Annotated in this window: 16 protein-coding genes; 3 read left to right on the plus strand and 13 right to left on the minus strand. The window is 69.7% G+C overall.

All coding sequences use genetic code 11. The features are described from left to right. Position 1: 1 nt before the first annotated feature. The 9 genes from AB0B96_RS26810 to AB0B96_RS26850 all read right to left on the minus strand — a co-directional run bounded on the left by AB0B96_RS26810 (position 2) and on the right by AB0B96_RS26850 (position 9,709). Complete coding sequence (locus tag AB0B96_RS26810) at positions 2 to 997, minus strand: ABC transporter substrate-binding protein (RefSeq protein WP_362903035.1); 996 nt, start codon at positions 995 to 997, stop codon at positions 2 to 4. A 399-nt stretch (positions 998 to 1,396) separates the two neighbouring features. Then, positions 1,397 to 2,377, minus strand: coding sequence for a hypothetical protein (locus tag AB0B96_RS26815; protein WP_350948786.1), 981 nt, complete (start codon positions 2,375 to 2,377; stop codon positions 1,397 to 1,399). Between the two features lie 48 nt (positions 2,378 to 2,425). Further along, positions 2,426 to 3,505, minus strand: a complete 1,080-nt coding sequence (locus AB0B96_RS26820) for a phosphotransferase (RefSeq protein WP_362902903.1) — start codon at positions 3,503 to 3,505, stop codon at positions 2,426 to 2,428. 159 nt (positions 3,506 to 3,664) lie between these two features. After that, positions 3,665 to 4,417, minus strand: a complete 753-nt coding sequence (locus AB0B96_RS26825) for an enoyl-CoA hydratase (protein WP_362902905.1) — start codon at positions 4,415 to 4,417, stop codon at positions 3,665 to 3,667. Beyond that, complete coding sequence (locus AB0B96_RS26830) at positions 4,414 to 6,024, minus strand: enoyl-CoA hydratase-related protein (RefSeq protein ID WP_362902907.1); 1,611 nt, start codon at positions 6,022 to 6,024, stop codon at positions 4,414 to 4,416. Before AB0B96_RS26830 ends, AB0B96_RS26825 begins: the two co-directional genes overlap by 4 nt. Before the next feature lie 101 nt (positions 6,025 to 6,125). Then, a complete protein-coding gene (locus AB0B96_RS26835; protein WP_362902909.1) occupies positions 6,126 to 7,100 on the minus strand; it encodes an alpha/beta hydrolase in 975 nt (324 codons plus the stop codon). 119 nt (positions 7,101 to 7,219) lie between these two features. After that, positions 7,220 to 8,404, minus strand: coding sequence for an FAD-dependent oxidoreductase (locus tag AB0B96_RS26840; RefSeq protein WP_362902911.1), 1,185 nt, complete (start codon positions 8,402 to 8,404; stop codon positions 7,220 to 7,222). 61 nt (positions 8,405 to 8,465) lie between these two features. Next, on the minus strand, positions 8,466 to 8,780 hold the full coding sequence (locus AB0B96_RS26845) for a non-heme iron oxygenase ferredoxin subunit (protein ID WP_362902913.1): 315 nt from the start codon (positions 8,778 to 8,780) through the stop codon (positions 8,466 to 8,468). Positions 8,781 to 8,905: 125 nt separating this feature from the next. Further along, on the minus strand, positions 8,906 to 9,709 hold the full coding sequence (locus tag AB0B96_RS26850; RefSeq protein ID WP_350948862.1) for an IclR family transcriptional regulator: 804 nt from the start codon (positions 9,707 to 9,709) through the stop codon (positions 8,906 to 8,908). 309 nt (positions 9,710 to 10,018) lie between these two features. Here AB0B96_RS26850 and AB0B96_RS26855 point away from each other — a divergent pair, with 309 nt between their 5' ends. Together AB0B96_RS26855 and AB0B96_RS26860 are read left to right on the plus strand one after the other, a co-directional pair. Next, positions 10,019 to 11,089 carry an amidohydrolase family protein gene (locus AB0B96_RS26855; protein WP_362902915.1) on the plus strand — a complete coding sequence of 357 codons (1,071 nt, stop codon included), beginning with the start codon at positions 10,019 to 10,021 and terminating at the stop codon, positions 11,087 to 11,089. Further along, entirely contained in the window at positions 11,076 to 12,260 is a 1,185-nt protein-coding gene (locus AB0B96_RS26860; RefSeq protein ID WP_362517119.1) for an NAD(P)/FAD-dependent oxidoreductase, read from the plus strand. The genes AB0B96_RS26855 and AB0B96_RS26860 overlap by 14 nt, the downstream gene beginning before the upstream one ends. A 67-nt stretch (positions 12,261 to 12,327) precedes the next feature. Here the strand turns inward: AB0B96_RS26860 and AB0B96_RS26865 are convergent, their stop codons facing one another. The 3 genes from AB0B96_RS26865 to AB0B96_RS26875 are packed head-to-tail and all read right to left on the minus strand — an operon-like array spanning position 12,328 to position 15,693. Continuing rightward, positions 12,328 to 13,521 carry an acyl-CoA dehydrogenase family protein gene (locus AB0B96_RS26865; RefSeq protein WP_362902917.1) on the minus strand — a complete coding sequence of 398 codons (1,194 nt, stop codon included), beginning with the start codon at positions 13,519 to 13,521 and terminating at the stop codon, positions 12,328 to 12,330. Between the two features lie 12 nt (positions 13,522 to 13,533). Beyond that, positions 13,534 to 14,649, minus strand: a complete 1,116-nt coding sequence (locus AB0B96_RS26870) for an acyl-CoA dehydrogenase family protein (protein ID WP_362902919.1) — start codon at positions 14,647 to 14,649, stop codon at positions 13,534 to 13,536. A 39-nt stretch (positions 14,650 to 14,688) separates the two neighbouring features. Further along, positions 14,689 to 15,693, minus strand: coding sequence for an LLM class flavin-dependent oxidoreductase (locus tag AB0B96_RS26875; RefSeq protein ID WP_362902921.1), 1,005 nt, complete (start codon positions 15,691 to 15,693; stop codon positions 14,689 to 14,691). Positions 15,694 to 15,987: 294 nt separating this feature from the next. On the opposite strand from AB0B96_RS26875, the gene AB0B96_RS26880 reads away from it, so the two are divergent. After that, entirely contained in the window at positions 15,988 to 16,881 is an 894-nt protein-coding gene (locus AB0B96_RS26880) for a LysR substrate-binding domain-containing protein (RefSeq protein ID WP_362902923.1), read from the plus strand. Here AB0B96_RS26880 and AB0B96_RS26885 read toward each other — a convergent pair. Further along, positions 16,826 to 17,728, minus strand: a complete 903-nt coding sequence (locus AB0B96_RS26885) for a LysR family transcriptional regulator (RefSeq protein ID WP_362902925.1) — start codon at positions 17,726 to 17,728, stop codon at positions 16,826 to 16,828. The genes AB0B96_RS26880 and AB0B96_RS26885 overlap by 56 nt on opposite strands. Positions 17,729 to 17,771: the final 43 nt, after the last annotated feature.

Genomic DNA, 17,771 nt, shown 5'->3' on the forward strand with positions numbered 1-17,771 from the left:
CCTATTCCGTCCAAACACCGTCGGCGAAGGTGAGGGTCGACGGCTTGTCGCTGGAGATTTCGTAGATCGCCTTGTTCTTCTCGAAGTAGTTCTCGGTCATCTTGGCGTCTCCCTCGTAGTTCGCCTTGACCATCTCGAACGACTCCTTGACCGACGCCGCGTCGTTCTTCGGCGAGAACGTCAGATACGCCTCAGCGGCCTTGGAGGGGTCGCCGGCGAGCAGCTGACGGGCCTCGTTGAGCGAGGCGAGGAACTTCTTGACCGTCTCGCGGTTCTGCTCGACCCACGGACCGGCCGCCATGTAGGCGATGTTGCCCGCGTCCCAGGCACCGGTCTCGGCATAGTCCGCCGGGCCGAGCCAGATCGCGCCGTAGTCGTTCTTGACCGGATTGAGGCCACCGGGCAGGCCGGTGTAGATCGCGTCGACGCGCTTGGCCTTCAGACCGGAGTCCAGGCCGGCGGGCGAGCCCAGGGCGACGAAGCTGTTCTCACCGAACGGAACCTTGTAGTGCAGCAGCAGCGCCCGCAGCGACGCCTCACTACCGGGACCGCGGGAGGCGACGCCGAACTTGGCGCCCTCAAGCGCCTTGATGCGCTCCTCGACCGAAGACGCCTGGGTGACCCCCTTGGCCTCCTGCGCCTTGACGAAGTCGCTGTTGACGAGCAGGACGCCGTTCTGGGTGTTCGACGCCCGGGCGACGGCGACGACGTCACGATCGCTCGCGGTGCCGAAGAAGAGCGCGGAGATCGCCCCGCCGACGATGTCGGTGTCACCCGTGACGGCCGCCTGCACCTGGGTGCCCGAGTTCGCGATATAGGGGAGGAACTCGACGTTCAGCCCGTTCTTCTCGAAGTAGCCGGCGCTCTTGGCGGTGATCACGTCGGCGAAACCGGTGGTGTCCGCGGCGAGCAGCAGCCGGACCTTGGTTTCACCGGCGGCACCGGCCGCACCGGTGGCAACCTCGTCATCGGAGCCGCCACAGGCCGCCAGGGTCACGACGGCCAACAGACCGGCCGTGAGGATTGCTGAGACTCTCTTACGCTTGAACATCCGCTGCCTCACATTTGGAATCGGGGAGCTTCTCACCGCTTCGCGCGGCCCTGCCCCGAGTCGCGTACTGACTTGGATTTCCGAACCTCGCCCCAGGTTCTTTGTCGCCTCTCGGAGGTCGACGGGACCGCGCTGCGCGAGCGCCCCCTGGACCACTTGGGGGGACACTAAGATGACCGAATACGCACAGCCACCAGAAGTTCCGAGCACTGGAACATCGGCGTCACCGGCCCGACACAGCCTCTTGACCGGGGCTGACGTGTCAGAGGGCAGCCTGCTACCACGCCCGGGAAACCTCTCCTCCGGATCGCGGAAACACCACGGGCGCAGCTCTGAGCGCGCAGGTCAGCGCACCGCGCCGGAACCCGATGCCTTGATGATCGACGCGGTCGACACCGGGGCCGTCTGGAACGAGCCGATGCCCGCGGAATCGCCCGAGCGCACGTGCCCGACGTGGTCGACCAGGCCCCAGTTCGGCAGGCCGTTGACGTCCCAGTTACGGGGGGCGCCCATCACCCGGACGACGTCGATGTCGAAGCGGGTCACCCGCTCGTCGCGCACCGCGAGCGAACTGGCGTCGGTGAACACCTCGCCGTGGGCGGTGTTCTGCCGCACGAGATAGTCGGTGTAGACGTTGACGACCTGGTCGTCGACGGCTTCGGCGGCGAAGCTGTACCAGGTGTCCTCATAGCGCTTGGTCAGCGCGGTGAGGAAGCGCCGCCCGCCGTCGAGCACGACCGGCGTCCAGTATCCGGCGTTGCTGCGGAAGCGGCGTTGGCCCCACGAGTGGTCACGCCACATCAGGCCGCTCGCCTCGATCTTCCGGCCGCCGCTCCACACCGTGCCCTTCCACACCGAGCCGACCTCGTAGTGCTCGGCGACGGTGAAGATGTTGGTCGGGTCGACCGGGAACAGCTCGGTGGTGATCGGCCGCCAAGAGATCGGCGCACAACGGGTGCCGATCTCGATGTCGAAGCCGAACGGGGAGTCCCCCGCCCCGGAGCAGAGCCAGCCGGACTCGTCCAGACCGACCCGGCCACGGCCGTCATAACCGAGTCGCATCTTCTCGAACGGCACGGCGATGTCGACGTCGAAGCCGTCGGCGCCAAAAGCACTGCTGCCCGCCTGCTGCCTGACCGTCGAGGTCAGCACGCCGTCGACACACGAGGCGGCGCGCACGTCCACGAGACCTTCGGCCGGGATGTGCTGGAGATGCAGGTAGACCCCGTTGCCGAACGCCTCGTCCCAGCCGTGGAACAGGTAGTTCTCCTGCCAGGCCTCACTTTGGGGGGGTTCGTGGATCGACTCGTCGGCGGGAAGCAGCATGGATGGTCCTTCGGTTCGTGGTGAGTGGTTCTGCCGTGCTGGGAGCGCTCAGAGCAGATCCCAGACCTTCCAGTCGTCCATCGCCGTCAACGCGCGGTCGACCAGTCCCTTCTTGCGCGCGATGGCACGCGGGTCCTTGTTGTTCATGCCCCCGGTGATACCGACGACGATGGAGAAGATGAACAGCATGGCGAGGCGGTAGTGCTCCTCGGCCTCGTCACGGCGGTAGTCGACCCCGGCGTCGTTGAGGGTGCGTACGTAAAGGTCGATCAGCTCGCTCTCGGCGGCGCGCCGGTCGTTCGTGGTCATGCTGTGGGTGACCAGGTAGGCGACGTCCTGGACGCCGCGGCCGACGACACTGCCCTGCCAGTCGAGCAGGACCACCGGATCGGGCCGGCCGGATCGGCCGAACAGCAGGTTGTCCATGCGCAGGTCGCCGTGGACGAAGGTGACCGGTTGCCGCGCCATCAGACGCAGCAACCGGGGGAAGGCCTGGACGTACGCCTGCTCGTAGGCGCGGACCTGGTCACCGAACTGCGCCTCATGATTGGCGATCATGTTCGGCCAACCCTGGATGACGGCCCGGTGGCGGTTGGCGGCGAAGACGCCGTCGTGGCGAGGGACCCACGCCAGTTCGGGGCCATCGGTGCGGTTCCAGAACGCGGCGTGGACCTTGGCGACCTCGGCCACCGCCAGAGCCGCCTCCCCTGGCGTGCAGCCGCGCACCTCGTCGCCGGGAATATGGTCGGAGAAGTCCTCCAGGACCAGGCAGTAGCGGGCGCTGTCGTCATCGACGGCGGCGAGGTAGGCGTGGGGCACCCGGGCCGGCACATGCGCGGCGAGTTCCCGGTAGAAGCGCACCTCGCGCTCGTAGAGCCGGATGCTCCGGGCCCGCTCGCGGTGGTGCTCGTTGTCGGTGGCGAACTTGGCGATGAGGCTCGCGGGTCCGGCCCGGTCTCCGTCGGCGTAGCCGAGGCCGACACGGACGAGGGTTCCCATCTCGCCGACCCCGGACTTCAGGGGGGTCGTCTCGAACGCCACCGGCGCCGCTGCGTCCGGATGGTGCTCGCGGAGCAGCTCGGCCAGCCAGGGCAGAGTGATCTCCGACGAGGTACGGGGGAACGCCATGTCATCTCCTCGTAACGTGCTGCCGGGTGGCTCCCGGTCAGGGTGCGGGCAGTGCGTGCCAGGCCTCAAGCCACCGTTCCGGTTCCCGGAACGGATCCGCGAAGACCGGTGAGCGCGGTGGTCTCACTCATCCGGTGCTCCCCGCGTCGTCTCAGCCGGTTATTTCAGGAAGTCCGCCATGTACTCCTGGAAGCGGGGCTTGGTCACGGCCGACGCCTGTGCCCACGACTCGAACTCCAGCACCGTGTCCAGATCCGCGGCCTGCGACATCTGGACGGCCCGCTTCAGGTCCCGCACCAGCGCGGGGTCACGCCGCGCGTAAAGCCGGGCCAGGCTCGTCGCCTCGGCCAGCGGATCGTCCGCGAGCCGGGTCGCCAGGCCCGTCTCGTACGCCTGCCCGGCGTCGAGCACCTCCGCGCCCAGCAGTGCGCACATCGCCCGCCCGGTCCCCATCCTGCGGGTCAGGAACCAGCTCGACCCGCCACCCGGGTGCAGCCCGATCTCGGCGAAGGTCAGCGCGAACTTCGCCCGTGGGCCGGCTATCACGATGTCGCAGGCCAGGGCGATGTTCACGCCCGCGCCTACCGCCACCCCGCCTACCGCCGCGATCGTGGGGATCGTCAGATCCTTGATACCGAGGAACGACGCGTACACCCGCTTGAGGTCCTCGCGGATCTCCGCCGGTCTCCGGTCGATGTCTCCGAACATGGTGTTCAGGTCGGCGCCGGCGCAGAACGCCTTGCCCGCGCCGCTCACCACCAGCGCGCGGGCCTCGTCGTCGGCGGCCACCGTCCGGACCGCCTCCGCGATCTCCCGCAGCATCGGCAGGTTGAGGGCGTTGCGCCGCTGCGGCGCGTCGAGCATCAGGTGCCGGATCGGGCCGTCGGCCGTGAGCTTCGTGAACTCGGTCATCGTTCTTCTTCCTTCTCTCTGCTTCTCTGTCGGGCGTCCGCCGACCAGCGGCCGGCGCCTCCCGTCCAGGCGGGAACACCTCCGGCGCGTACCGAGGCCACGTCCAGGTCGTCGGCGTGGCGCAGCACACCCTCATCACACAGCCTCACCGCCGCGGCCACCGCCGCGTCGACGAAACGCCTGCCCAGACCTGCCACCTCCTCGGTCACCACCGGCTCTCGCGCGAAGGGGGCGGCGGTCAGCGGCGCGGGCCGCAGTCCCGCCACGACCAGCGCCCGCTCGATCACGGCCGGGTCGGCCCCGGCACGGCGCGCCTCGTCGGCGGCGGCCCTCACGGCCTCCGCGACGCGACCTCCGAACCCCTCGCGCTCCCCGTCGGCCAGCGGCACCGCCAGTGCTCCGGTGCGCGCGAGCCGCGCGACGACGTCGTCGACCGGTTCGTCCGCGGCCGCGTACTCGATGACGTATCCGCCGTCGCCCAGCCGGTCCGGGGCTATCCAGAGCACCGGATCACCGGCGGGCGGCTCGACGCCCGGCTCGGCGACGGTGAACACGACGTTGCCCTCCTCGGCGCGCAGCCGGGACAGCCCTGCGGCGTCAGCGTCGCTGACGACGGCCAGCGACGCGATTCCGCCGGTGGCGAGTGTCCGGCGGCCCACCGGCCCGGTGACCACCAGCACCGGTGTGCGGGCCGGCGCGTTCCCGGCAGCCTCACGCAGCCGCGATCGGGTCCGGACCGTGTCGAAGAAGGCCACCGCGATGGTCGCCCGCGCCGCGTCGGAGACGACGAGGCCGGCCAGTCCCTCGCTCTCGGCACGCAGGGCCGTGTCGACGTCGGCACTCGCCGCGATCGCCGCGACCTCGCGGATGGTGGCGACGGCGGGGGCGAGGTCGCGCGCCGGTTGCAGCACGACCGGGTCCTCACCGGCCTCGTCACCGAACGCCGCCGGTCGGCCCCGGTCCCACGGCTGGGCCGCGTCGGGGTTGGCCAGAATCCAGGCGCGGGCCTTCTCCAGCGCCTCGGCGCGCGAGGTGGCGAGGTCGTCGATCAGGCCGAGTCCGTGAGCCTGGCGGGCGTTCAGCCTGGTGCCGCCGACCAGCAGTCGCAGGGCGCGCGGCAGGCCGATCAGCCGGGTGGTACGGGTGATGCCGCCACCCCCCGGTAGCAGCCCCAGCGTCACCTCGGGCAGTCCCACCATCACCTCGGTGGAGTCCAGCGCGATCCGGTGGTGGCAGACCAGGGCGAGTTCCAGGCCACCGCCGAAGGCACCGCCCTCGACGAGCGCGACGACGGGGCGTCCCAGCCTCTCCAGCCGTCGCATCCGGGACTTGCGCAGTTCGAGATCGTCGAGGAACGCCTGCCGGTCGGCGGGGCCGATCCCGACGAGCCGTTTGAGGTCGCCACCGGCGAGGAAGCCTTTCTTGGCGGAGGTGAGCACGACCCCGATGACGGTGTCGCGTTCGGCCTCCAACCGGTCGATCACGGCCGCGAACGACCGGATGAACAGCTCGTTGAGGGTGTTGACCCTCTGATGTGGGTCGTCCATGGTGAGCGTGACCACACCCTGGTCGTCGCGCTCCCAGCGGATCGCGGTCTCGGCGGTCAAACCGCTGCGCTCCTTCCCGTGCTGACTCTGAGGTGAAACACCGGCCGGATCGCCGGACGGACCGCTGGACGGGCTTGATCTCGCCGCCCGCGGTCCGGATCTCAGGACTGCTCGACGAGCGACGCGATCTCGGGGCGGTTCTTCGAGATCCCGGCCGCGTCCGCGGTGGCGCGGGTGATCCGGCCGTCCCGGAGAAACTCCAAGAACAGCGGGTTGAACAGATCTGGGCGGTCGGTCTGCCCCTGGTGACCGCACTCTTCCGGATAGAAGAACTGGATGTTCGGCAGGACCTTCTCCTGCTCATAACCCCACTCGACGGGGGTGAGCACGTCCTCGGTGCCATAAAGGTAGACACCGGGGATGGTCAGCCGGTCAAGGCGGCCCCGGGTGGTGAGCCTCGCGGCGATGTTCTGGTCCTGCCACGGGATACGCCGGCCGTACTGCAACACGCTCGGCCAGAGCCGGGCGTGCGCCTCACGGTGCCGTTCCGCGGCGGCGTGGCGCATCTTCAGCAGGTCGTCGCTGATCGCCGCCTCGCGGTGGATGATCGCCCCCATGAGGGCGCGCATGCCCTCCTCGGTACCGTCGTACTTGGGGATCGCGACCTTCGCCGAGGGCTTGACGGCGTCATCGGGCACCACATCGCCGACGTCGCCGGCGATCAGCGCGAAGCTGACGACTTTCTCCGGGTGCGCGACCAGGTAGTTGACCGTGTTCATGCACCCCATCGAGTTTCCCGCGAGGTGGAACCGGTCGAGGCAGAGCGCTTGGACGAACTCGTGGACGAAGTCGACGTGACTCTCCAGGCCGGTGGGCCGGTGCTCCTCGCGGGTGTCGGACAGCCCGAAACCCGGCATGTCGGGACAGTAGACCCGAAATCCATTCTCGCCGAGGAACGGCGCCATGAACCGCCAGCCCGCGGTGCCGGAGGAGCCCGGCAGACCTCCGTGCAGCAGGACCACGGCAGGACCGGTGGTGCCGGAGGTCATGTAGTGCGCCCGTGCGCCACTGGCCAGCCGTACCCAGCGGCTGTGCATGCCGGGAACCTCGATGATGCCTTCCTCTGTCAGTGCCATCTCGTTGTCTCCTCTCGGTTGCCCGTCGCGTGATCCGCCGCCTCGCAGGGGGTGGGAACGCGCGTGCGACATGGTGGGGCGCCGCCGATCGCCGGTCGGCGAGGCGATGCGGGTCGGTGTCAGAAGGGTGCGTCGAGCGCGTCGAGCGGTGTGCGCGCCATGACGGCGCGGCGTAACCTCATCAGCAGCCGGGGATCGTCGACGACGACGGCCGCCACGACCGTGCCGTCCTCGTCGGCGTAGACGGCCGCGACCTGGTGGTCGTCGGCGGCGGTACGCACCCGCACCGCTCGTCCGAGGCCGGGTCGGCCGACGATCTGGATCCGATGGCCGTACTGGTCGGACCAGACGTACGGCGGCCGCACACGGGGCGCGGGAGCACCGGTGACCGCCGCCGCGACGATCTCGGCGTGCTCGTTGGCGTTGGTCCAGTGTTCGATGCGCATCTCGACGCCGTACATCGGGTGCGGCCACCGGGCGACGTCACCGGCGGCGTAGACGCCGTCGAAGCCACGGACCCGCAGCCGCTCGTCGCAGACGACGCCGTCGTCGACGGGCAGCCCCGACGTGGCGAGCCAGCCGGTGGCCGGGGTCGCGCCGACGCCGACGACGACGAGGTCGGCCGGCAGGGTCCGGCCGTCGGCGAGGGTCACCCCGGTCACCCGGCCGGTGCCCTCGAAGCGTTCGACCTGCGTTCCGGTCAGCAGGGTGACGCCGTTGGCCTCGTGCAGGCCGCCCAGCAGCGCCCCGACCCGCGCGCCGAGCAGATGGGCGAGCGGCACGGGCTGAGCCTCGACGACGGTCACGTCGGCGCCGTGCGACCTCGCCGCGGAGGCGAACTCGGCCCCGATGAATCCGGCCCCGATCGCCACCACGTGCCGGGCCGCGGGCAGCGCGGCGCGCACGGCGAGGGCGTCCTCGACGGTGCGCATGGTGTGCACGCCGATCAGTCCCTCGGCACCGGGCAGCGTTCGCGGGGAGACACCGGTGGCGATCACCAGGATGTCGTAGCCCAGTTCCTCGCCGGTGTCGGTGACGACGACGCGGGCCACCGGATCAAGCGCCACCGCGCGTACCCCGACGCGCAGGTCGACGCCGAGGGCGTCGAGTTCCTCGGCGCCGAGCAGGGGAACCGGGGCGCCGTCGGTCTCCGGCAGGATCATGTCCTTGGATACGGGGGGCTTGTCGTACGGAAGGTACGGTTCGGCCCCCACGATGGTGACGGGGCCGGCGAATCCGGACTTGCGAAGGCTTTGTGCGGTTCGCACTCCGGCGATCGACGCCCCGACGATCAGGATTCCCATGGCGGACATCGTCGTGCAGGGCACGATGGCCGGGAAGTGCCGGTGCCAGCCACCGGAACCCTCAGCACTGGACGTAGACCTTGCCGTCCTCGACCTGGACCTCGTAGGTCTTCAGGCCGATGGTCGCGGGCAGGCACAGCGCCGCACCGGTGCGGATGTCGAAGCGGGCCATGTGCAGCGGGCAGACGATCTCGGCGCCTTCGAGGTCGGAGTCCTCGCCGAGCGACCATCTGTCGTGCGTGCAGACGTCGTGGGTGGCGTAGAACTCGCCGTCCTCGGTGCGGTAGATCGCGATGGGCTCCTCCCCCGCGCCTTTCCACGTCATGGACGTCCCCGGCTCCAGGTCATCGACACCACAGGCCAAACGCCATTCCATCAGTCCCCCTTGTCGCCGCTCACGGTCTACTACGCCGCCGATTGTCGGGCACCATGGGTGCCGACTCCGACAGCGTGTCCCGGCAACCGGAACATCCGTGCCGAAGAACCCCGTCCGGGGGTGCTTCAGTAGTCGCGGGGGAACCAGTGTGAGTGACCGTTGGCCAGACCCATGCGGCAGGCCGCGGCGATCCGGGCGGTGGTCTGCCGCAACGCGCCCTCGACCTTGAAGTCGAGCCGGGTGGCCGAGTCGTAGGCGACCGATACGGCGGCGACGGCGGCGTCCTGGACGATGACGGGAACGGCCATGCAGGCGACACCGGCCTGCGACTCGTTCGATTCGTGCGCGCTCTTCTCGGCTCGGATCTTACGGAGCTCGACGAGCAGTTCGTCGATCGTGGCGACCGACGCGGGCGTCAGCCGCGGCAGCGGCGAGGGGAGGAACGCCTCGAGATCCTCGAAGTTCTCCCACGCGAGCATCGCCTTACCGATCGCGGTGCAGTTCGCGGGCAGTCGCGCGCCGACCCGGGAAACGGTGACCGGTGAGTTCGCGGACGCGAACTTCTCCAGATAGACGACGTCGAACTGGCGCAGCACGGCGAGGTGCACGGTCAGCCCGGTCCACCGGTGCAGTGCCGCGAGGAACGGCATCGCCTTGTCCCGCATGCTGCCGGCCGGCGTGATCACACCCATCTCGAAGAGGCCAAGGCCGATCTTGTAGCCGCGCCGGTGCTGTTCGATGGCGCCCAGGTCGATGAGGCGGGCGATGATGCGGTGCACCGTGGATTTCGGCAATCCGGCCGCACGCGCGAGTTCACTCAAGGTCATTACTCGGTCGTCGGCACTGAAAGCCCGGAGAATATCGAATGCCTTGGTGAGAATGGAAGGGGAATCCCCATCGACGGGATCCACCGATTCGAATTCCGCCATCGGCACCCCCGTCGAGCTTGATCCGGCCTGGTAGAGCTACGCCGAGACCCTTTTTCCACAAAAATCCCGCATTGTTTCCTGCATGTTTCGTGGAGGATAACACAGTCACAGCGGATCTTGCGGAGAGTGTGACGCACGTTACCCGGCCCCGGGGAGATTCCGGTGGTTGGAACAAATCTCCGCAACCGATTTCCGGATGCCCTAACATGCCCGGATGTAAATGGATCAATCAGCAGTGCGACCCTCGGGAGCCGAACCGTCTCCCGGCGACGACCATCGCCTGCTCGCGCCCGCAGCGGAGGAGGCACCATGGGGCAGGAACGCCGGCCTACTGTCGACGTCCACGCGCACTTCCTCCCGGGGCACCTGCCGGGCTGGCCGGACGAGACCGCGGGCCCCCGGTGGCCACGCCTTCGGACCGGCGACACCGAAGGTCAGATCCTGATCGGCGACTCGCTCTTCCGGCGCGTACGCCCCAGCCTCTGGGACGTCACCGAACGCCTGCGCGAACTCGACGAGGCCGGCATCGACCACCAGGTCATCTCCCCCGTACCTGTCACCCTCGTCTACGACGCCGAGCCGGAACCCGCGGCCCGTTACGCCCGCGCCCTCAACGAGGCCCTCGCCCAGACCGCCGGGGCCTCCGACGGGCGGCTCACCGCCTGGGGCACCGTACCGTTGCAGGATCCCGCCGCCGCCGTCAGGGAACTCGAACACCTCTCCGGCACGCTCGGACTGACCGGTGTCGAGATCGGCACCACCGTCAACGGCCTCGAACTCGACGACGAGGCGCTGACCCCCTTCTTCGCGGCGGCCGAAGCCACCGACACCATCGTGTTCGTCCACCCGATGGACGGCGGCGGCGGCGCCATCCGCCGACGCGGTCAGCCCTACGACTTCGGCCTCGGCATGCTCACCGACACGGCGATGGCCGCCGGAGCGCTCATCTTCGGCGGGGTCATGCAGCGCTTCCCCAGGCTGCGGGTGATGCTCTCGCACGGTGGCGGCACCCTGCCCTGGGCCTGGCCCCGGCTGGCCAGGGGCGCCCGCCTCGGCGACGTCGACCACACCATCGACCTGGCCGCCACCATCCGCCGGTTCTGGGTCGACTCGCTCACCTTCGATCCCGGGCACCTGCGTCTGATCATCGACCGGTTCGGTGCCGACCGGGTGATGACCGGCACCGACCACCCGTTCATCACCCGCCAGATCCATACCGCGACCGAAGACATCGAGACGGCCCGTCGCGACGGGACCATCACCGACGACGAGTCAGGCGCGCTGCGCTCGGCGAACGCGGTGGCCCTGCTCACCGGGCGGAGCGGTGATCCCTCAACAGCGGACTCGACAGTGGAGAAGGAACGCGATGACGCGCGATGACGTGACCGTAGTCGGCGGTGGCCCGATCGGGCTGCTCGCCGCACTCGGCCTGGCACAGGCCGGCATCCCCGTGACCGTCCTGGAAGCCGCGAGCAACGTCGTCCGAGCCCCCCGTGCGATGATCATCCACTGGTCGGTCCTCGACGGCCTCGACCGGCTGGGCATCCTCGACGACGTACTGAGCGCCGGCCTCGTCCAGGACTCCTGGTCACTGCGGGTCACCGCCACCGGCGAGACGTTCCGGTTCGACCTCGGGGTCCTCGGCGACGAGGTGAACCGGCCCTTCAACCTGCACCTGGAACAGGACCGGCTGGCCGAGATCCTGCTCAGGCATGCCACCAAGCTGCCCAATGTCACCGTGCACTGGGGTAGCCGGGCCACCGAGGTGACCCTCGACGAGCACGGCGCCACCATCGTCGCGGGCGGCCCCGAGGGGAATCTGCGACACCGCACCTCCTGGGTCATCGGGGCGGACGGCGCCCACAGTGTCGTCCGGCGCGGCATGGGCCTCGGCTTCCCCGGCATGACCTGGCCGGAAAGCTTCGTCGCCACCAACATCACCTACGACTTCGCCGGCCTCGGTGTCCAGCGCTGCACCGGCATGATCGACCCGGTCGACGGCGCGCTCGTCGCCGAGATCGACGGTGAGGGCCTGTGGCGCTACACCTACGCCGAATCGCTGCGCCTGCCCGTGGAGGAGATCGCGCAGCGGATTCCCGCGGCACTGAAACGGGCACTGCCCGGCGGTGACGACATCGAGGTGCACGCCTGGTCGGCGTTCCGTATGCACGAACGGGTCGCCGACCGCTTCCGCGTCGGCCGGGGCATACTGGTGGGCGATGCCGCCCACGTCACCAACCCGTCGTCGGCGGTCGGCTTCGCCGGCGGGTTCTTCGACGTGTGGACGCTGATCGAGACGTTGACCCGGGTGATCATCGACGCCGACGACCCGGCCGTGCTGGACCGCTACTCACAGCTGCGCCGCCAGGCGTTCACCGAGCACGCCTCACCGCTGTCGTCGGAGTTCAAGCAGTTCGTTTTCAACATGGACGATCCACGACGGCTCGACCGGGAGGTGCAACGGTTCCGGCGCGTCGTCGGCGATCGGGACCTGCTGCGCCGCTTCCTGAAGGCCGGCTATGACACGAAGACCCCGACGTTGAAGAACTGACCGGCGCGACAACGCGAATCGGCCGGTTCCCCAGGGCGGGGAACCGGCCGATTCGCGTTGCGCCGGGTCAGCCCCGAGCCCTCTTGGCGAAATCCTTGGCCACGATGACGCGCTGGATCTGACCCGTGCCCTCGAAGATGTCCAGGATCTTCAGGTCGCGGTACCACTTCTCCAGCAGCAGTTCGGTGCTGGTGCCCTCCGGCCCGAGCAGCTGCATGCAGCGCCGCACCACCCGCTCGGACGTGGGCGGGCCGAACGCCTTCGCCATCGATGCCTCGACGCGGTTCTGCAGGTCGTGCTGCCGCATCCACTGGGCGTACCGGTTCAGGTGCCGGTTACGCGTGAGGGCCGCGGCCATGCCCTCCAGCTCGCGCTGGATCAGCGACCAGCGGTCGGCGCGGAAGCCCAGCCGCTGCTCGTGCAGCAGCTCACCGGTCAGGTCGAGGGCGGCCTGCGCCACCGTCGTCGACAAGGCGGAGACGTTGGGCCGGTTCTGGTTCAGTACCGACAGCGCACTGAGGCGGGCGCCACCGGCGCCGTTCGTGCCGGCCGACGGGTCGTGGCCGAGCCGGTTCTCCAACGGCACGACGCAGTCCTCGAATCCGATCTGGGTGGTCTCCCACGCCCGCAGACCCAGCTTGTCCTCGTTCTCCTTGAGGATCACCAGGCCGGGGGTGCCCCTTTCGATGACGAACGCCTCGGCCGAGGCGATGCCCTTCTCGGAATCGGTGACGGCGAACGCCACCACGTACTCGGCGGACGCGGCGTGGCTGCAGAAGATCTTCGAACCGTTGATGACCCACGAGTCGCCGTCACGGACGGCCCTGGTCGCCAGCCCGCTGGTGTCGGAGCCCGCGCCCGGCTCGGAGAGACCGAACCCGGTGACGCCGCCACCGCGCACCACCGGCTCGTACCAGCGGTCGATCTGTTCCGGCGTGCCGAGCAGGCTGACGACGACGTGGCCGATGCCGCCGCTCACGTAGCTCTGCGCCCACGTGTCGCCGTAGTTGAGGCCCTCGTACTGGGCCATCACCCGCATCAGCTCACCGTCGGGGAACTTCGGCAGGTCGTTGTCGCGGCCTTTGGCGACGTGCTTACTGATCTTCACCGGGCAGGTCTCGAAGATCTCCCGGTAGTTCGCGGGCGGCCGATGGTCGGTGTCGGCCTGGCGCGCGTGCGGCCGGATCCGGGCCACCGACCATTCCTTGAGCTCGCGCTCGTAGCGCTGCAGCTCCGGGCTGAATTCAAAGGCGAGCGTCACTGTGGTTACCTCTCAGACCGCGGGCGCGAAGCTCGCGAAATACGGGTCGGCGTCCAGGGTCGACAGCAGCGCGGCAGCGCGGTACCACAGCTCCGTCGGGTGGTCGGTGAGGAATCCGTGGCCACCGAGCACCTGGATGGCGTTGCGGGTCGCCTCGGTCGCCGCGGCGTGCGTCTCGTTGACGATCCGGCCGACGTCGGCGAGTGCCTTCTCGCGCCCCTGGTCAAGCCCGTTCGCCACCGACAGCAGGCCCAGCCGGGCCGCGTCGAGCCGCATCTGGTCGTCGACGAGGGTGAAGGAGATTCCCTGGAAGTCGAAGATCGGCCTGCCGAACGCGATGCGCTCCGTCGCGTACTTCGTGGCGTACTCCCGGGCCCGGTTCGCGCCACCGAGCGCCACCGCCGGCGCCAGCAGCCGAGTCCGGGCGACGGCGAACGCGAGTGACCGCGCGTCGGCGTCCACGCCGCCGAGCAGGTCGTCCGCCGCGACGAGCACATCGAGGTGGACCCTGGACAGTCGCGCCGCGCTCAGCGCGATGTGCGAGGTGCCGGAGACACGCTTCGTGTCGACGCCCTCCCGGTCGAGGCCGACGACGGCGGCGCGCAGACCGCCCTGCGAGTCCACCCCGACGACGAGCAGTTCGGTGACACCGTCGAGCAGCGCCACCGCGTACTTGGTGCCGCGCACCCGCCAGCCGTCGCCTTCGGCGGTGATGGTGGTGTCGTACTCCTCGGGCGGCAGGCCGTGGCGCTCGTAGAGGGCCGGGGCGGGCGCCGGACGCGCCCCGTCCGCGACCCCGGCGAGCCAGCGGTTCCGCTGCTCCCCGGTACCGGCGGCGTCGATGATCAACGTGGAGCCACCGGCCAGGACGGCGGTACCCACGATGCCCGGGTCGCCGTAGGCGAGGTTCTCGACGGCGCGCAGCTGCGTGACCGCGTTCGGAGTGCCGCCGAGATGCTCGGCCACCGGGGCGGTGAAGCCGAAGTCTCGCAGCCGGCGCCAGAGCCCCTCCGCGATGACGCCGGTCCTGTCCACCTCACGTGCCGCCTGGTCCACGGGGCCGAGTGCCAGCCGACGCGCCGTCTCGGCGATGAGCTGGTCCTCGGCGGACGAGGAAAGAACAAACATGGAGCACCTTTCTTCAAGCGGAGACCGGCCGACGGCTGCTCACCGCACGTTCGGCAGGACCTTCTCGGTGAACAGCTTCAAACCGGCGTTCACCACCTCGCGGTCGCCGTCGCGGGCGCCCATCAGCACCACCACCCGGTCAAGTCCGGCGGCCTTGAGCGCCTGGAGGCGGTCGACACACGCCTGTGGTGGCCCGGCCACGGCGAAGCGGTCGATGAACTCGGGCTCCAGCACCGTGCCGTGTCCGCTGACACTGCTCGCGTGGTGGATCCGGTCATACGCCTCGGCGGCCCGCCGATACTGCTCCTGGAGCGCGGGATCCTCGGTGGCGAACCGCGCGGTGGCGGAGAAGCGGGCGATGGTCAGCACCGCGCCGGCCAGCATCGAACGGGCCGCTTCGACGTCGTAGCCGGTCATCACGTTGATGTAGGCGCCGAAGGTGAGGTCGGCGGGATCCTTGCCCGCCTCGGCGCGGCTCTGCCGGGCCCAGGCGATCGCGGCGGCGATCCGCTCCGGGTCGGCGCCGAGGGCGAACATGATGCCGTCGGCCTCACGAGCGGCCATCGCGATGGCCTTGGGGCCGCTGGCGGCCACGTCGACACGCACCGGCGGCAGCGTCGACCTGCCGATCCACTCCGAGCGGCTCTCGAAGCCGTCGAGGTCGACGATCTCGTCGCGCAGGTAACCGCGTACCTGGCGCACATACGTACCGAAGTCAGCGAGCTTCGCGGGCTTGCGGTTGATGTAGGTCAGCGACGAGTCACCGCGGCCGATGCCGAGCACGGCCCGGCCGCCGGAGGCCTCGTGGACCGACTGCACCGCCGCCGCCATCACCGACGGGTGACGGGTCACCGGGTTGGAGATACCCGGGGCCACCAGCAGCCGTTCGGTGGCCTCCGCGGCCAGCGCCATGCCGACGAAAACGTCACCGGTGAGGCACTGGGTGTCGCCGAAGGCCAGACCGTCCCAGCCCGCGTCCTCGGCCCGTTTGGCCATCCGGCCGGTACGACCTGGAATGGGAAAATTGACCTGCCAGATCTCCATCGCAACGCCCTTGCTCTTTCGGCGCCCGCAAACACATGCACGGCACGGGCCGGCCGGGAACGTCGACATGGCGTTTCCCGGCGGCCGGACTGGTGACTCGAATGCAAACTAGTTGCCGACGTAGCGGGGCCGTGTTTCTGTTCCAACGACTGGAACGGATTCTCCTGTCGCGCTTCCGGCCAGATGGCGCGCTGTTTTCTGAATCGCACGGCTCCGGTCGCCGCCGGACGGAACTCGGCGACGCCGACGGGATGCCGACGGGATTCAGGCCCCGGGCGACAGTAGGGTGTCAGCGTGGATCTCCGGCTCATAGAGTATTTCATCGCCGTCGTCGATCACGGTGGGGTCACTCGGGCCGCGCAGGCGCTCTACATCGCGCAACCGTCGCTGTCACAGGCGATCCGCACCCTGGAACGCCGGCTCGGCGTGCAACTGTTCGACCGGACCGGACGGCAACTGCGGCTGACCCACGAGGGAGAGGCGTTCACGGTATCGGCGCGCCGGATCCTCGCCGACGTGGTCCGGGCCCGGCAGCGGGTGGCGGCGGTACGGGAGTTGCGCAGCGGACGCCTCGACATGGCCGCGCTCTCCACCCTCGCCGTCGAACCACTGCCCCGGCTGGTCAGCGCGTTCAACCGGGAGCATCCCGGAGTGCTGGTCAGTGTCAGCGACCCGGGCAGTCCGGCCGGGGTGGTGTCCATGGTCCGCCAGGGAGGCGTCGAGCTGGGACTCTCCGAACTGCCGGTGCGCAGCGACACGCTGCGGTCCATGGAGCTGTTCACCCAGGAGATCTGCCTGGTGCTGCCACCCGCGCTGGCACAACGGCTGCCCGATCCGGTGCCGGTGGCCCACATCGCCGAGATCCCGCTCGTCCTTGAGGGGGCGGCGGGACCCAACCGGGCGGCGGCACACGCCGTACCGGCCGGGGTGACGTTACAGGTCGTGGTGGAGTGCGTCCACCGGCAGGCCATCTGGGCGCTGGTGGCCAACGGCGCCGGGGCGACCCTGCTGCCGCGCCAGGTGGCCGAACAGGAGGTCACCGGAGTCGTGGTGCGCTCGACGACGCCGCGTCTGGAGCGTCCGGTGGGCCTGGTGTTCCGGCCGGGAGCGCTGTCACCCGCCGCGCAGGCGTTCATCGACTGTGTGCGGCGGCTGTATCCGCCACCTGCTCCCGTACCAGCTCGATGAAGGCCCGTCCGACCGGCGACAGCGCCTCCGGGTCGAACAGCAGCCCGTAGGGGCGACTGAAACAAGGGTCGACCGCCCGGACCACCGCCCCACGGGCGGCGGCGGCTTCGGCCGTGGATCGTTCCATGAAGGTTCCGCCGAGCCCGGCCAGCACGAACGCGAGCCGGGCCTCCCGGTGCGCGATGATCGCGGCGGGCCGGCGCAACCGCCCCGCCGCGGTCACCGCGCGTTCGATCTCGGTCGCCCAGGAGCTGCCCGGCGGCACGACGATCAGGGGTACGTCGGGTAACTGGGCCCTCGGCAGCGGATCGGCCCGCGACACCTCGGTGCCGGGCGGGAAGACCGCCCAGAACTCCTGCACACCCAGCGGCAAGGTGTCCAACCCACCGGTCGCCGTGGGCAGATAGCAGACGACGATCTCGCAATGCCCGTCGACGATCAGCGATGCGGCGGCCTCCTCGTCCTGCAGGTCACCGATGCGGATGTGCACCCGGGGACTACGTTCCCGGAACCGGCCGATCAGTTCGGCGAGCGACCCGGCCGACAAGGTGGCGTACGCGACGATGTCGAGCCGCCCGCGCAGCCGGCCCGCCGCGTCGACCACAGAGCTCTCGGCCGCGACGACGTCGCGCAGGATCTGCCGGGCAGGGCCGACCAGGGAGTGCCCTGCCGAGGTCAGCACCATGCCCCGGCCGATGCGGTGGAACAGTTCGGTGCCGAGCTCGCGTTCGAGGCCGCGGATCGACTGGGAGATCGTCGGCTGGGACAGGTGCAGGCTCTCCGCGGCGGCGTTGATGCCCTGATGGTCGACGACCGCGAGGAAGTACTCAAGGTTATGCAGGTCCACTCCGAGAACCCTACTGTCCGGCACGCGCCCCACCACGGTGAGC

Origin of the sequence: Streptosporangium sp. NPDC049046, from assembly GCF_040649155.1 — a bacterium.
GTDB lineage: Bacteria > Actinomycetota > Actinomycetes > Streptosporangiales > Streptosporangiaceae > Streptosporangium.